This is a genomic window from Streptomyces echinoruber (genome assembly GCF_014651135.1).
Classification (GTDB): Bacteria; Actinomycetota; Actinomycetes; order Streptomycetales; family Streptomycetaceae; genus Streptomyces; species Streptomyces echinoruber.
Genome location: NZ_BMWH01000021.1, coordinates 39015 through 53426, shown reverse-complemented (window position 1 = coordinate 53426; position 14412 = coordinate 39015). Strand labels below are relative to the sequence as shown.

Sequence of the window (14412 nt, the reverse complement as noted above, 5' to 3'; positions counted from 1 at the left end):
GGCGTGCCCAAGGTGACCTCGGTGGTCGTCCCGTACGCGGCCTACCTGCGCGTCTACGAGCCACTGGCGGCCTTCGCCGAGCCGGAGCGCAGCCACTGGGCGCGCTATGCCCGCCGCGCCGACCGCCCCTCCTATCAGGACGAACTGCGCCGCGCCCTGGCCGATTTGGTGCCCACCCCGCCGGTCCTGGTGCCGGTGCACGAGAGCCGGGACGCCTTCGTGCTGGACGTGGACGGGGCCGTCTGCGTCTGCCCGTGGAGCACCCGGCTGCGCGGCTGGCAGGCCCTGCGCGACCTCGGCGACGAGCTGCCGGCCCCGGTCCTGGACGCGGTGCTGCCGCCGGTGCTGCGCCGCCAGGCCGCCCAGGACTACGAGCGCTGGCTGGCCGACCACCCCGACGCCCGCCCCTGGATCCGCACCGCGACCTGGCAGGTCCCGCTGAACTGGTTCGTGCTCGTCTCCGACGAGGAGCGGGAGTACGACAAGGGCGCCGGCGAGCCCGGCGGCGGCGCGCCCGTGCTGCGCTACCGCACGCCCATGGTGCAGGCCCGGCGCCGGGTGGCGCGGGGGCTGCGGGCGCTGCGGGACGCCATGGACGAGGGCCCGCTGATCGACAGCCTGGTGGACGTGGGCCGCTGGCTGGAGGAATTCCACCCGCGTTCCTGGGTGGAGCTGGACTACGGCGGCCTGGTGCACGTGGTGCCGTCGGAGGACCTGGAGGAGGACCACTCCGCCGCGGACGTCGCCGAGGGCATCGACGCGCTGCGCCGCGGGGACGAGGAGGCCGCGGGCGAGGCGTACCTGCGGCTGGTGGAGCGCTGGCGCTCGGTGCGCGAGCTGCGTTCGGCGAACTGACGTGGCCGGTTCGTTACCTCTCGTTCGCGAACGGGTGTTTGACTCGTCGTCCGAGGTGAGGTTTCGTCAACCCTGCCCCGTCCGGGACGGTCTGCGCGGAAGCCGCGTGGCACCGGCGAGGAAGCGGTAGGGCCCGATCCGGGCGTTTGCGTCAAGCCCCTCAAGGGTGACGGACCGCACGTACCCGGCCCTTGCGCCGCTTGCCCCTCCTCGTGCCAAAATAGGACAAGGAGTCCGGGGAGGGCTCCTTCCGTCCGCCTGTGACCCACAGTGGGCGGAATCTCGCGCATTGCACGCTTCGGGGGGTCTCGTACTCCCTGATCGCGCTGTGACTGATCGTCACAGTGGCGTGACTGTCCGCTATGGCATGGTCCATCGGCTTCCGTCGCTGATGAACACCTGGGAGGGCAATTCCATCGGTTTGGCCGACGCGGCTGGACAGATGGTGTAGTTGTAGTGCCGAGGACAAGCCGTTCGTCCTATAACCGACTCGACTCGCGTCCGCCATTTCGGGCAACGCGGGTCAAGGTGCAGAATTTAGAGGAAAGAACCGAGAAGGTTCGGTTCTCCCGAGGAGGCCGCTCATGACCGCTCGCACCCCTGATGCCGAGCCGCTGCTGACCCCGGCTGAGGTCGCCACCATGTTCCGCGTCGACCCGAAGACGGTCACGCGCTGGGCGAAGGCCGGCAAGCTCACGTCGATCCGCACGCTCGGCGGCCACCGCCGCTACCGCGAGGCCGAGGTCCGCGCTCTGCTCGCGGGCATCCCCCAGCAGCGCAGCGAGGGCTGACAACTGCAGAGCGGGCGTACGGCCGGGGCCCCAACCCCACCGGACGCCCGTCGCCTTCCCAGTTCCAGGCGACGCGGGGTCTGCCCCAACAGTCCCCACGCCCAACCGAACTAGAGCTTTCTAGACCTCACACAGGGTGCGTCGTCGATCGCGCCGGACTCCGCCGGGTCCGGCGCGATCTTCTTTTTGTGCCCGGTCTCCTTCTCGCCCGCCGTCGCCGGGGCGGTGTTGTGACGGTGCTGTGGCGGCCCTGTCGGCGGCCTCTGTCCGGCCTCTGTCCGGCCTCTCCGGCCGGTACAATTGCACATATTAAATTGACCGGTTGTGAGAAGTGGGTAAGTACCGCACTCGCCGAAACTCAAGCCGTGACTCCCGTCACATGCCAGAGGACTTGTCGGCGTTACCGCCCGTAAGTTAAAGGAACTCACCCGGTGGACGCGCTCTCGTCCCCCACCGCTTCCCCGGACTCCGCGACGGCGGCCGGCGCCGACGCCGGCGCCGAGTCCAGCGCCAGCCGCAGCAGGCGGTGGCAGATCGGGCAGTGGCGGGTCAGGTGGCGCGGCGTCGAAGCGGCGGCGGCCGCGAGATGCGCCCGAAGCAGCGCCCGCGCCTGATGCCTGGCCGTTGCCGCCATATGCCACCTCCGGGGCCGGGGCCGGACCCGCACGGACGCGGGCCCTGCTTCGTGGGTACTGGGCGAATGTGACGCCGTCAAGACGCCCCGGTGCCGGACCCCCGGCGGGCGGGACGGGGGAGACGCCGGGGAAACGGTGAGGCGGGGGAGCCGGGGACCGGGGGCGGCGGCGGTACGGGACGGCCTCGCGGAGTGTCGGCGGGACGGCCGTCGCCGGGCGCCGGAGCGGCGTGCGCCGGGGTGCGGGGCGCGCGCGAGGTAAGGGGGGCGGCGGAAACGACCGAGGCCCGCCCCGGCGGGATGGGCCTCGCAACCGGCGTGGTTCTGGCGGGACTTGCCGTACCCGGCTGCGGCTGCGCCGCGGGCGCGGCCTCCGCCTCGACAGGGGGGCGGGCCTCGGCAGGAGGCGGGCGCCGGGCGCGACGGTGGCGCGGAACACGACCGAGGCCCGCGTCCGTTGCCGGACTGCGGGCCTCGACTGAAAGCGGTCCTGACGGGATTTGAACCCGCGGCCTCCACCTTGACAGGGTGGCGAGCACTCCAAACTGCTCCACAGGACCAGAACTCGCTGCGCCGACCGGGCGTGCGCTGCGAGAAGAGACTGTACAGGAGGGTGGGCCGCTGGTCGAACTCACCCTCCGTACCCGCCCCGCTACGGCGCCAGCGCGTCGATCGCCTTCAGGATCCGCTTGTCCGACACGGGATACGCCGTCCCCAGCGCGTGCGCGAAGTAGCTGACCCGCAGCTCCTCGATCATCCACCGGACGTCCCGCACCTGCTGCGGCACGGGCCGCCCCCGGGGCATCTGCTCCAGCAGCCAGGCGTACTCGTCCTGCATCTCCCGCACCTTCTCCATGCGCGTGGTGTCCCGCTGCACGTTGGTCGGCATCTGCTGCAGCCGACGGTCCACCGCGACGAGGTAGCGCAGCAGGTCCGGCAGCCGCCGTATCCCCGCCTCCGTCACGAAACCGGGCTTCACGAGCCCGTCGAGCTGCTCCCGCACGTCCGTGAGGTTGGCGAGCAGCGCGGGGCTGCGCACGGCCTTCAGGCGCCGCTCACAGGACTGCCAGGCGGCCAGCACCTGCTGCACCCGCTCCACCGCGCGGACCGTCGTGTCGACGATCTCGGCGCGCACCTTGTCGTACAGCTTCCGGTACGACTCCTCGTCCCACGCCGGCCCGCCGAAGTCCCCGATCAGCTTGTCGGCCGCGGCCATGGCGCAGTCGTCGAACAGCGCCTGGACCGAGCCGTGCGGATTGGCGGACAGGGCGAGCTTCTGCTGGTTCGTCAGCTTTTCGGACGCGAACTTCGCGGGGTTGACCGGAATCGTGCGCAGGATCAACCGCCGCGTGCCCCGCCACATCGCCTCCGCCTGCTCGGCCTCGGTGTCGAAGAGCCGTACGGAGACGGTGTCGCCGTCGTCGACGAGTGCCGGGTAGGCCTTCACCGGCTGGCCGGCCCGCCGCGTCTCGAACACGCGCGGCAGGGTGCCGATCGTCCAGTCCGTCAGCCCCGAGCGCTCCAGCGAGGTGCCGCCCCGCCGCTCCGCGCTGGCCGCCGCGGCCTGCGACAGCGCCTTGCGCGCCTTCGGTTTCAGCCGGAGTTTGAGCGCCTCCAGGTCCTTGTCCTCGGCGAGTTTGCGCCGCCGCTCGTCGACGATCCGGAACGTGATCTTCAGGTGGTCGGGGACCTTCGCCCAGTCGAAGTCCTCCGGGCTCACCGGCGCCCCGCCCATGCGGTGCAGCTCCCGCGCGAGCGTCGCGGTCAGCGGCTCCTGCTGCGGCACCGCCTTCTCCAGGAACGCCTTGGCGAAGTCGGGCGCCGGCACGTAGGTGCGCCGGATCGGCTTCGGCAGCGAGCGGATCAGCTCGGTGACCAGCTCCTGGCGCAGGCCCGGGATCTGCCAGTCGAAGCCCTCCGGCGTCACTTGGTTGAGGACCTGCAGCGGGATGTGCACCGTCACGCCGTCCGCGTCCGCGCCCGGCTCGAACTGGTACGTCACCCGGAACTTCAGCCGCCCCTGCCGCCAGGAGTCCGGGTAGTCGGCTTTGGTGACCGCCTCCGCCGACTCCCGGATCAGCATCTCCCGCTCGAAGTCGAGGAAGTCCGGCTGCTCCTGCCGCTTGCGCTTCCACCAGGAGTCGAAGTGCGCCCCGGAGACGACGTGTTCGGGCACCCGCTGGTCGTAGAAGTCGAACAGCGTCTCGTCGTCGACGAGGATGTCCCGGCGCCGGGCGCGGTGCTCCAGCTCCTCGACCTCGGTCAGCAGCCTGCGGTTGTCGGCGAAGAACTTGTGGTGGGTGCGCCAGTCGCCCTCCACCAGCGCGTGTCGGATGAACAGCTCGCGGCTGAGCTGCGGGTCGATGCGGCCGTAGTTGACCTTGCGGTCGGCGACGATCGGGACGCCGTACAGCGTGACCTTCTCGTACGCCATCACCGCCGCCTGGTCCTTCTCCCAGTGCGGCTCGCTGTAGGTCCGCTTCACCAGGTGCTGGGCGAGCGGCTCCACCCACTCCGGCTCGATCCTCGCGTTGACGCGGGCCCACAGGCGGGAGGTCTCCACCAGCTCCGCCGACATCACGAACCGCGGCGGCTTCCGGAACAGCGCCGAGCCCGGGAAGATCGCGAACTTGGCGTTGCGGGCCCCGAGGTACTCGTTCTTCGCGCCGTCCCGGACGTCCTTCATGCCGATGTGGGACAGCAGTCCGGCGAGCAGCGACACGTGGATGCGGTCGGCCGGGGCGTCCTGGTCGTTGAGGTGGATGCCCATCTGCTTGGCGACCGTGCGCAACTGCGTGTAGATGTCCTGCCATTCGCGGATGCGCAGGAAGTTGAGGTACTCCTGCTTGCACATCCGGCGGAACGACGACGAGCTGCGCTCCTTCTGCTGCTCGCGGATGTACCGCCACAGGTTCAAGTAGGCGAGGAAGTCGCTGTTCTCGTCCTTGAAACGGGCGTGCAGCTGATCCGCCTGCGCCTGCTTGTCCGCCGGCCGCTCCCGCGGGTCCTGGATGGACAGCGCCGCCGCGATCACCATGACTTCGCGGACGCAACCGTTCTTGTCGGCCTCCAGGACCATGCGGGCCAGCCGCGGGTCCACCGGCAGCTGCGCCAGCTTGCGGCCCAGCGGGGTGAGCCGCTTGCGCGGGTCCTTCTGCGCCGGATCCAGCGCGCCCAGCTCCTGCAGCAGCTGGACGCCGTCCCGGATGTTGCGGTGGTCCGGCGGGTCGATGAACGGGAACTTCTCGATGTCACCCAGGCCGGCCGCGGTCATCTGCAGGATGACGGAGGCCAGGTTCGTGCGCAGGATCTCCGGGTCGGTGAACTCCGGTCGCGCGAGGAAGTCCTCCTCGCTGTACAGCCGGATGCAGATGCCGTCCGAGGTACGGCCGCAGCGGCCCTTGCGCTGGTTGGCGCTGGCCTGCGAGATCGGCTCGATCGGCAGCCGCTGCACCTTGGTGCGGTGGCTGTAGCGGGAGATGCGGGCGAAGCCGGGGTCGATGACGTACTTGATGCCCGGGACGGTCAGCGACGTCTCGGCGACGTTGGTGGCCAGGACGATCCGGCGGCCGGTGTGCGGCTGGAAGACGCGGTGCTGCTCGGCGTGCGACAGCCGCGCGTACAGCGGCAGCACCTCCGTGAACCGGTACTGCTTCCGGTTCAGGGCGTCCGCGGTGTCCCGGATCTCCCGCTCGCCGGAGAGGAAGACCAGGATGTCCCCGGGCCCCTCCGCCATCAGCTCCTCGACGGCGTCGGTGATCGCGGTGATCTGGTCCCGGTCGGCGTCGTCCGCGTCCTCGGGGTTCTCCTCCAGCAGAGGCCGGTAGCGCACCTCCACCGGGTACGTCCGCCCGCTCACCTCGATGATCGGCGCGTTTCCGAAGTGCCGCGAGAACCGCTCCGGGTCGATGGTCGCGGAGGTGATCACGACCTTGAGGTCCGGCCGCCGGGGCAGCAGTTGCGCGAGGTACCCGAGCAGGAAGTCGATGTTCAGGGACCGCTCGTGCGCCTCGTCGATGATGATCGTGTCGTAGGCGCGCAGATCGCGGTCGGTCTGGATCTCCGCCAGCAGGATGCCGTCCGTCATCAGCTTGATGAACGTCGCGTCCGGATCCACCTGGTCGGTGAACCGCACCTTCCAGCCGACGGCCTCCCCCAGCGGAGTCCTCAGTTCCTCGGCGACCCGTTCGGCCACCGTCCGGGCGGCGATCCTCCGGGGCTGTGTGTGCCCGATCATGCCCCGCACACCGCGCCCCAGCTCCAGACAGATCTTCGGGATCTGGGTCGTCTTGCCGGACCCGGTCTCACCGGCCACGATCACGACCTGGTGGTCGCGGATCGCCTCCGCGATCTCGTCCTTCTTCTGGCTGACCGGCAGTTGCTCGGGATACGTGATCTCCGGCACCCGGGACCGCCGCTCGCCCATCCGTGCCGCGGCCTTCTCGACCTCGGCCTCGATCTCGGCGAGCACGGCGGCCCGGGCCTCCGGCTTGCGAATCTTCCGTGCACCCTCGAGCCTCCGTCCGAGCCGGTGCGCGTCACGCAGCGACAACTCGGCCAGACGGGAGGCGAGGGAACCGAGGGCGGGGGCAGGGTGCGTAGACATACGCGTCCCAGGATCTCACCTCGGCCGAAGGGCGGGCGAACGATTTGCCCCTGGGACGCCGTGAGCCCCGTCCCAGGGGGGACGGGGCTCACACTGCGGTGGCTGGGGCCGGGGTCGAACCGGCGACCTTCCGCTTTTCAGGCGGACGCTCGTACCAACTGAGCTACCCAGCCGTGAGGTTTCACGTGAAACGTGGCCTCAGCGGTCCTGACGGGATTTGAACCCGCGGCCTCCACCTTGACAGGGTGGCGAGCACTCCAAACTGCTCCACAGGACCAGGTGTGGTGTCTGCGCTTGTCTTCGACTGACGCCTAGGACAGTGTCGCACACACTACTGCGTGCCCCCAACGGGATTCGAACCCGTGCTACCGCCTTGAAAGGGCGGCGTCCTAGGCCGCTAGACGATGAGGGCTATCGGCCCGCCGGGGCGCTTCGCAGCGCGTCGGGGACGTGAGAAGCATATGGGATGGCGAGGGGGATCGCCAAAACGGTTTACGGGCCGGAGGAGGGGGACGGCGAGGACGGGCTGCCCGCGACGGAGGGGGACGAGGAGGGAGAGCCTCCCGAGGCGGAAGGAGACGCGGAGGAAGGACTTCCCGAGGCGGAGGGAGAGCCTCCCGCCGGGGAGGGGGAGGCGCCGGGCTGGTTGTCCTCGGGGAGGTGGCGGCTGACCTCCGCCGTCGTCTGGCCCAGGCCGCCCAGTTTGATCGCGTCCCAGGCCTGGAGGCGGCGGGTGTCCCGGTCGAAGTAGAGGATCGACGCCTCGATCGGGGCGGGGTACTTGTGCTCCACCGCGCGCAGACCGCTGCCGCCCGTCGAGCCCTCCATGCGCAGCCGGGTGCCGTACTTCAGCATCTCCGTGCCCTCGTGGTGCAGGTGGCCGCACAGCACCAGCGGTACCTCGCCGTCCGTCTCGCGGGCCGCCACGGGTTCGTGGGCGAGGGCGACGTCGACCGGCGTGCCCTTGGCCCGCTGGTCGCGCAGGGCCGAGGCCAGGCGGTCGCCGGCCATCCGCTCGGCCGCGTCGCCGCCGGGCGCGACGGAGCGGTCGGGGGTGAACTGGGGGTCGCCGATGCCGGCGAAGCGCAGGCCCGCCACGGTCTCGGCGCGGCCGCCGTCCAGGACGTGCACGTTCTTCATGTGCTCCAGGTAGCGCTGGGTGAGCGTGGAGTCGTGGTTGCCACGCACCCACACGTAGGGCGCGCCGAGGTCCTCGACGGGGTCGAGGAAGCCGTTCTCGGCGGCCGTGCCGTGGTCCATGGTGTCGCCGGTGTCGACGATGACGCTCACCTTGTACTGCCGTACCAGCGAGGCGACGATCTTCCAGCTCGCCGGGTTGAGGTGGATGTCGGAGACGTGCAGGACGCGGATGGTCGTCGGGTCGGGGGAGTAGGCGGGCAGCGTCGAGGTGACGTCGTAGAGCTTGGTCACGTTCGTCACCAGGCGCGCCAGCTCCTTCTGGTAGACGTCGAACTCGGTGACGATGCTGCGGGCGTTGCCGACCAGGGACGGGGCGGAGGAGAGCAGGCCGGAGAACTTCGGCTCCAGGACGGAGTTCGGGTTCCAGGTGGCGTACGCCGTGCCGCCGGACGCGGCGAGCAGGGTGAGGGCGAGGCCACCGGCGGCGAGAGCGCGGCGGGGGCGGCGGTAGACGGCCAGGCCGAGGGCGGTGGCGCCGGTGACGACGGCGACGCAGGAGCGCAGCGCCAGATCGAGGGTGCCGTGCTCGATGTCCCGGATGACCTCGTCCTGGAGGCCGGAGATCCGGTCGGGGTGGTCGACGAGGGCCTGGGAGCGGGCCGGGTCGAGCTGGTCGACGTTGACGTCGAGGCGGACGGGGGCGTGGTGGCTGTCGAGGCGGAGCGCGCCCAGCGGCGAGACGTTGATCTTGGTGCCGCCGGTGAGGGACGGGCGCAGGGCCATGGTGGTGTCCATCGGCCCGACCGGGACCCGTACGTTGCCCACCACGAGCAGGCCCAGCCAGGCGCCGAGCAGGACGACGCCGACCAGGCCCAGGACGCCGGCCCAGGGGCGCGGCCGCGGGGCGAGTTCGAGAGGCGCCGGCCGGTTGCGGCGCAGGCGCCGGGGGCGGGGCGGTGCGGTGCTCTTCTTGCTCATGGTGCGGTACAGGCGTGCGACGGGGACGCGGGCCATTGGTCCCCTCTGCCCAGGTACGGCCCGGGCCATGCGGACCGCTGCGTGCGGCACACGGGACCACGGACCACTCTCGTACGACTGTTCCGTGCCGGACAATGGCCGTGTGCTGGAGATGACGCGCGAGGAGTTCGAGGAATTGGTCGCCGAGGCCCTCGACCGGATCCCGCCGGAGCTGACGCGGCTGATGGACAACGTCGCGGTGTTCGTCGAGGACGAACCGCCCGCCGACGATCCCGAGCTGCTCGGCCTGTACGAGGGCACACCGCTGACCGAGCGCGGCGAGTGGTACGCGGGCGTGCTGCCGGACCGCATCACGATCTACCGGGGGCCGACGCTGCGGATGTGCGAGACGCGGGAGGACGTCGTCACGGAGACGGAGGTGACGGTGGTGCACGAGATCGCGCACCACTTCGGCATCGACGACGCGCGGCTGCACGCCCTGGGGTACGGGTAGGCGCGTCCGGGCCGCGCGCGTGTCCTGTTGCGGGCGGCGGGAGTTGAGCACGTTGACGTCCTCACCCCGGAGGTGGCTCCCGTGCGCCCCTTGTACGTACCCGTCCGTCTCGCCGCCGCGGCCCTGGCGGTCGCCGCTGCCGCCGGCTGCATGAGCGTGGGCGACGACGAGCACGGCGGACCGGTGAGCCCGTCCCACTCGGCGGGACGGCGGGGCGGCGAGGTGCCGGAGGGAGGCGCGGCGGTCTCCGGCGGCGGCCTCGCGTACGGCGGCCGGGAGGGCGACGGCAAGCGCGGGCACGGCAAGAAGAACAGGCCCGGCGAGAAGGAGCCGGCGTCGGCCTCGGCACGGCCCGGGGACAGCGCGCCGCCCTCGGCGCCGGGGAAGAAGGAGAAGGAGAAGCAGGGGCCGGGCGGCGGAACGGACGAGGGGAAGCAGGGCGGGCCGGGGCAGGACGGTCCGGGGCGGCCCTCGCCGACCGGGGAAGGTCCGACGCCGCCGCGCACGCCGGCCCCGGACTCCAGTACCACGGCCCCCGCGCCGCCGCCCCCGTCGCCGGAGCCGACGGACCCGCAGCCGTCGTCCTCGGCGCACGAGTAGGCGAGGCCGCGGCCGGCCCGGCGTGAGCCTGCCCGGCGCGGGCCGGGGCTGCGGGCCGGGGCACGGGCGTAGGGGTTGGGCGCGGGCGCCGGATGCGATGCGCCGGATGTGACGTATTGGGCGTGACGTGCCCGAACACGGTGTGCCCAGGTGCGGCGTGCCGGGCCCCGGGACCCGGGATGTGGCCTGTCCGACCGTGGCGTCATCGGGTGTGACGTACGTCGGTTTGCCCTCCGGGGCATGAGGTGCGTATGGTGGCAGATCGTTTGATCTCATGTGCCCGGCGCCGTAGAGGAGTGCGCCGTGGGGGCGCGTACCTTCCTGTGCCGTGGCGAACCGCATCGAGGCGGTCGAAAGCGTAATTGCGATCACGGAGTTGACGGGCGCGTGCCGATGAGACTCCGGAAGGTATTCGCATTCGCATGTCTGTAACCAGCACCGATCACGTCGTCGTGCCCGAGACGGCCACGGACGCCGTCAAGACTCTCCAGGCCGCTGAGGCCGCTGAGGCCGCTGAGGCCACCGGGGCCGCCGAGGTCACGGAGACCCCCCGGATCACCTTCGCCGACCTGGGGCTGCCCGAGGGCGTCGTGCGCAAGCTCGCGCAGAACGGCGTGACCACCCCCTTCCCGATCCAGGCCGCGACCATCCCGGACGCCCTGGCCGGCAAGGACATCCTGGGCCGCGGCCGCACCGGCTCCGGCAAGACCCTCTCCTTCGGCCTGCCCACGCTGGCCACGCTGGCCGGCGGCCGCACCGAGAGGAAGAAGCCCCGCGCGGTCATCCTCACCCCGACCCGCGAGCTGGCCATGCAGGTCGCCGACGCGCTCCAGCCCTACGGCGACGTGCTCGGCCTGCGCATGAAGGTGGTGTGCGGCGGCACCTCCATGGGCAACCAGATCTACGCCCTGGAGAAGGGCGTCGACATCCTCGTCGCCACCCCGGGCCGCCTGCGCGACATCATCAACCGCGGCGCCTGCTCGCTCGAGGCCGTGCGGATCGCCGTGCTCGACGAGGCCGACCAGATGGCCGACCTGGGCTTCCTGCCCGAGGTCACCGAGCTGCTCGACCAGATCCCGGCGGGCGGCCAGCGGATGCTGTTCTCCGCGACGATGGAGGACGAGATCCAGACCCTCGTCGACCGCTACCTCACCGACCCCGTCGCCCACGAGGTCGACGCGGCGCAGGGCGCGGTGACGACCATGTCCCACCACGTCCTCATCGTGAAGCCCAAGGACAAGGCGCCGGTCACCGCGGCCATCGCCTCCCGCAAGGGCCGCACGATCGTCTTCGTGCGCACCCAGCTGGGCGCCGACCGCGTCGCCGAGCAGCTGCGCGACGCCGGTGTGAAGGCGGAGGCGCTGCACGGCGGCATGACGCAGGGCGCCCGCACCCGCACCCTGGCCGACTTCAAGGAGGGGTACGTCAACGTCCTGGTCGCCACCGACGTCGCCGCCCGCGGTATCCACGTCGACGGCATCGACCTCGTCCTGAACGTGGACCCGGCCGGTGACCACAAGGACTACCTGCACCGCGCCGGCCGCACCGCGCGCGCCGGCCGCACCGGCACCGTCGTCTCCCTCGCCCTCCCGCACCAGCGGCGGCAGATCTTCCGCCTGATGGAGGACGCCGGCGTGGACGCCTCCCGCCACGTCATCCAGACCGGCGCCGTCTTCGACCCGGAGGTCGCCGAGATCACCGGCGCCCGCTCCATGACCGAGGTGCAGGCCGAGTCCGCCGGGAACGCCGCCCAGCAGGCCGAACGCGAGGTCGCCGAGCTCGCCCAGCGCCTGGAGCGCGCCCAGCGGCGCGCCGCCGAGCTGCGCGAGGAGGCCGATCGGCTGCTCGCCCGCGTCGCCCGCGAGCGCGGCGAGGACCCGGCGGCGGCGATCGCTGGGTCCCGCGCGCCGGCCGACGCCGCGCCGGCCGCGATCTCCCTGCCGGAGCAGTCCGTGGCGGAGGCGGTGGACCGCGCCGAGCGGACCGAGCGCGCCGAGCGCACGGACCGCGCCGAGCGCACGGGCCGTGCGGCGGCCGAGTCGTCGTACGAGCGCCGGGAGCGCGGCGATCGCGGCGGATACGACCGGGACCGCGGTGGATACGACCGGGATCGCGGCGGCCGTTCCTACGACCGGCGGGACGGCGACCGGGGCGGTGACCGGGGTGGCTTCCGCCGGGACGACCGGCGTGAGGACCGCCGCGACGACCGCCGCCCGTTCGACCGGGACCGCGGTGGCCGCGGTTACGACCGGCGGGACGGCGACCGGGGCGGCTTCCGCCGGGACGACCGCCGTCCGTTCGACCGGGACCGGGGCGGGCGCTCCTTCGAGCGCCGTGAGGACCGCGGCTTCCGCCGGGACGACCGGGGCGGGCACCGCGGCAGCGACCGCCCGTTCAACCGCGACCGCCAGGGCGACCGCCCCGGCTTCCGGGCCGGCAGCCACGAGCGCCCGTACGGTCGCCGTGACGACCACCACCGCGGCACCGGTTCCTTCGGCCGCCGCGAGGACAAGCCGCGCTGGAAGCGCAACGGCTGAACCGGAAGCGGTGCGCGGGAAGTAGCGCGCTGGAAGCAGTGAGCCGTAAGCAGTGAGCTGAGGACAGCGATCCGGAAGCGGTGACGGCAGTCCGGACACGGCAGCTCCGAGGGCCCGTACGACCTCCCGTCGTACGGGCCCTCGCGCGTGCAACGGGCCACGGACCGCTTTCCGGCCATGATGTGACGCATGTCATGCTCTCGACGAGGGAATCGCTGGGGGCATGACGGATGACGACGCCACACCGCGGGGGCTGTCGGACGAGGAACGGCTGGCGCAGCTCGGGTACACCCAGGTGCTCGCCCGCCGCATGTCCGCGTTCTCCAACTACGCGGTCTCCTTCACGATCATCTCGGTGCTGTCCGGCTGCCTGACCCTCTACCTGTTCGGCATGAACACCGGCGGACCCGCCGTGATCACCTGGGGCTGGGTCGCGGTCGGCCTGATGACCCTGTTCGTCGGCCTGTCCATGGCCGAGATCTGCTCCGCGTACCCGACCTCGGCGGGCCTGTACTTCTGGGCGCACCGGCTGGCGCCGGAGCGGTCGGCGGCGGCCTGGGCGTGGTTCACGGGCTGGTTCAACGTGCTCGGCCAGGTGGCGGTCACCGCGGGCATCGACTTCGGCGCGGCCTCCTTCCTCGGCGCCTATCTGAACCTGCAGTTCGGCTTCCGGGTGACGCCCGGCCGCACGATCCTGCTGTTCGCCGGGATCCTGCTGCTGCACGGCCTGCTGAACACCTTCGGCGTGCGCATCGTCGCCGCCCTGAACAGCGTGAGCGTGTGGTGGCACGTGCTGGGCGTGGCGGTGATCGTCGGCGCGTTGGCGTTCGTCCCCGACCACCACCAGCCGGCGTCGTTCGTGTTCGGGGAGTTCGTCAACAACACCGGCTGGGGCAGCGGGCCGTACGTCGTCCTGCTCGGCCTGCTGATGGCGCAGTACACCTTCACCGGCTACGACGCCTCCGCCCACATGACCGAGGAGACCCACGACGCCGCCACGGCCGGCCCGCGGGGCATCGTCCGCTCGATCTGGACGTCGTGGATCGCCGGCTTCGTGCTGCTGCTCGGCTTCACCTTCGCGATCCAGTCGTACGACGGGGAGCTCGGCTCCGCCACCGGTGCGCCGCCCGCCCAGATCCTCCTGGACGCGCTCGGCGCCACCGCCGGCAAGCTGCTGCTGCTCGTCGTGATCGGCGCCCAGCTCTTCTGCGGCATGGCCTCCGTCACCGCCAACAGCCGCATGATCTACGCCTTCTCGCGCGACGGCGCGCTGCCCTTCTCGCACGTCTGGCACACCGTCAGCCCGCGCACCCGCACGCCGGTGGCCGCGGTGTGGCTGGCCGCGGCGGGCGCGCTGGCGCTGGGGCTGCCGTACCTGATCAACGTCACGGCGTACGCGGCGGTGACGTCGATCGCGGTGATCGGCCTGTACCTCGCCTACGTCGTGCCGACCCTGCTGCGGCTGCGCCGGGGCGCCGCGTTCGCGCGCGGGCCGTGGCACCTGGGGCGCTGGTCGCGGGCGGTCGGCGTGGTGGCGGTGGCCTGGGTCGGCGTGATCACCGTCCTGTTCATGCTGCCGCAGGTCTCCCCGGTCACCTGGGAGACCTTCAACTACGCCCCCGTCGCCGTCCTTGTCGTCCTCGGCTTCGCCGCCGTGTGGTGGCTGGCCTCCGCCCGGCACTGGTTCCTCAACCCCGCCCACGCCCGCACCCGCGCCCGCGAGGCCGCCCGCGCGGGCGCGCCGGAACCGGCGGATCCGTGACACATCCCCGATACCC

9 protein-coding genes and 4 tRNA genes are annotated in these 14412 nt (G+C 71.8%); 6 read left to right on the top strand and 7 right to left on the bottom strand.

Annotated elements, in window-relative coordinates:
* Positions 1–3 precede the first annotated feature (3 nt).
* Together IE225_RS22640 and bldC are read left to right on the top strand one after the other, a co-directional pair.
* On the top strand, positions 4–855 hold the full coding sequence (locus IE225_RS22640; RefSeq protein WP_190059439.1) for a DUF8083 family protein: 852 nt from the start codon (positions 4–6) through the stop codon (positions 853–855).
* A 584-nt stretch (positions 856–1439) separates the two neighbouring features.
* Positions 1440–1646, top strand: a complete 207-nt coding sequence (bldC, locus tag IE225_RS22635) for a developmental transcriptional regulator BldC (protein WP_020869672.1) — start codon at positions 1440–1442, stop codon at positions 1644–1646.
* Positions 1647–2070: 424 nt separating this feature from the next.
* Here bldC and IE225_RS22630 read toward each other — a convergent pair whose 3' ends face one another.
* The 7 genes from IE225_RS22630 to IE225_RS22600 form a co-directional block, all read right to left on the bottom strand.
* Positions 2071–2280, bottom strand: a complete 210-nt coding sequence (locus tag IE225_RS22630; protein WP_190059438.1) for a DUF6274 family protein — start codon at positions 2278–2280, stop codon at positions 2071–2073.
* A 485-nt stretch (positions 2281–2765) separates the two neighbouring features.
* A tRNA-Asp gene (locus IE225_RS22625) sits at positions 2766–2840 on the bottom strand.
* Between the two features lie 92 nt (positions 2841–2932).
* On the bottom strand, positions 2933–6886 hold the full coding sequence (gene hrpA, locus IE225_RS22620; RefSeq protein ID WP_190059437.1) for an ATP-dependent RNA helicase HrpA: 3954 nt from the start codon (positions 6884–6886) through the stop codon (positions 2933–2935).
* Between the two features lie 99 nt (positions 6887–6985).
* A tRNA-Phe gene (locus tag IE225_RS22615) sits at positions 6986–7059 on the bottom strand.
* A gap of 29 nt (positions 7060–7088) precedes the next feature.
* Positions 7089–7163: transfer RNA gene (locus IE225_RS22610), tRNA-Asp, on the bottom strand.
* A gap of 62 nt (positions 7164–7225) precedes the next feature.
* A tRNA-Glu gene (locus IE225_RS22605) sits at positions 7226–7298 on the bottom strand.
* An 80-nt stretch (positions 7299–7378) separates the two neighbouring features.
* The gene (locus tag IE225_RS22600) at positions 7379–9040 is read right to left on the bottom strand and encodes a metallophosphoesterase family protein (protein WP_190059436.1); all 1662 of its coding nucleotides are present in this window, start codon (positions 9038–9040) and stop codon (positions 7379–7381) included.
* 106 nt (positions 9041–9146) lie between these two features.
* On the opposite strand from IE225_RS22600, the gene IE225_RS22595 reads away from it, so the two are divergent.
* The 4 genes from IE225_RS22595 to IE225_RS22580 all read left to right on the top strand — a co-directional run bounded on the left by IE225_RS22595 (position 9147) and on the right by IE225_RS22580 (position 14396).
* Positions 9147–9497, top strand: a complete 351-nt coding sequence (locus IE225_RS22595) for a metallopeptidase family protein (RefSeq protein ID WP_190059435.1) — start codon at positions 9147–9149, stop codon at positions 9495–9497.
* An 81-nt stretch (positions 9498–9578) separates the two neighbouring features.
* Entirely contained in the window at positions 9579–10097 is a 519-nt protein-coding gene (locus IE225_RS22590) for a hypothetical protein (protein ID WP_190059434.1), read from the top strand.
* Between the two features lie 422 nt (positions 10098–10519).
* Entirely contained in the window at positions 10520–12634 is a 2115-nt protein-coding gene (locus IE225_RS22585) for a DEAD/DEAH box helicase (RefSeq protein ID WP_190059433.1), read from the top strand.
* A gap of 223 nt (positions 12635–12857) precedes the next feature.
* Entirely contained in the window at positions 12858–14396 is a 1539-nt protein-coding gene (locus IE225_RS22580) for an amino acid permease (protein ID WP_190059432.1), read from the top strand.
* The last annotated feature ends 16 nt before the right edge of the window (positions 14397–14412 follow it).

Bases quoted from the DNA above. Each gene is read 5' to 3' on its own strand.
- bldC (WP_020869672.1), top strand. From the start codon at position 1,440: ATGACCGCTCGCACCCCTGATGCCGAGCCGCTGCTGACCCCGGCTGAG.
- IE225_RS22630 (WP_190059438.1), bottom strand. From the start codon at position 2,280: ATGGCGGCAACGGCCAGGCATCAGGCGCGGGCGCTGCTTCGGGCGCAT.
- hrpA (WP_190059437.1), bottom strand. From the start codon at position 6,886: ATGTCTACGCACCCTGCCCCCGCCCTCGGTTCCCTCGCCTCCCGTCTG.
- IE225_RS22600 (WP_190059436.1), bottom strand. From the start codon at position 9,040: ATGGCCCGCGTCCCCGTCGCACGCCTGTACCGCACCATGAGCAAGAAG.
- IE225_RS22585 (WP_190059433.1), top strand. From the start codon at position 10,520: ATGTCTGTAACCAGCACCGATCACGTCGTCGTGCCCGAGACGGCCACG.
- IE225_RS22580 (WP_190059432.1), top strand. From the start codon at position 12,858: ATGACGGATGACGACGCCACACCGCGGGGGCTGTCGGACGAGGAACGG.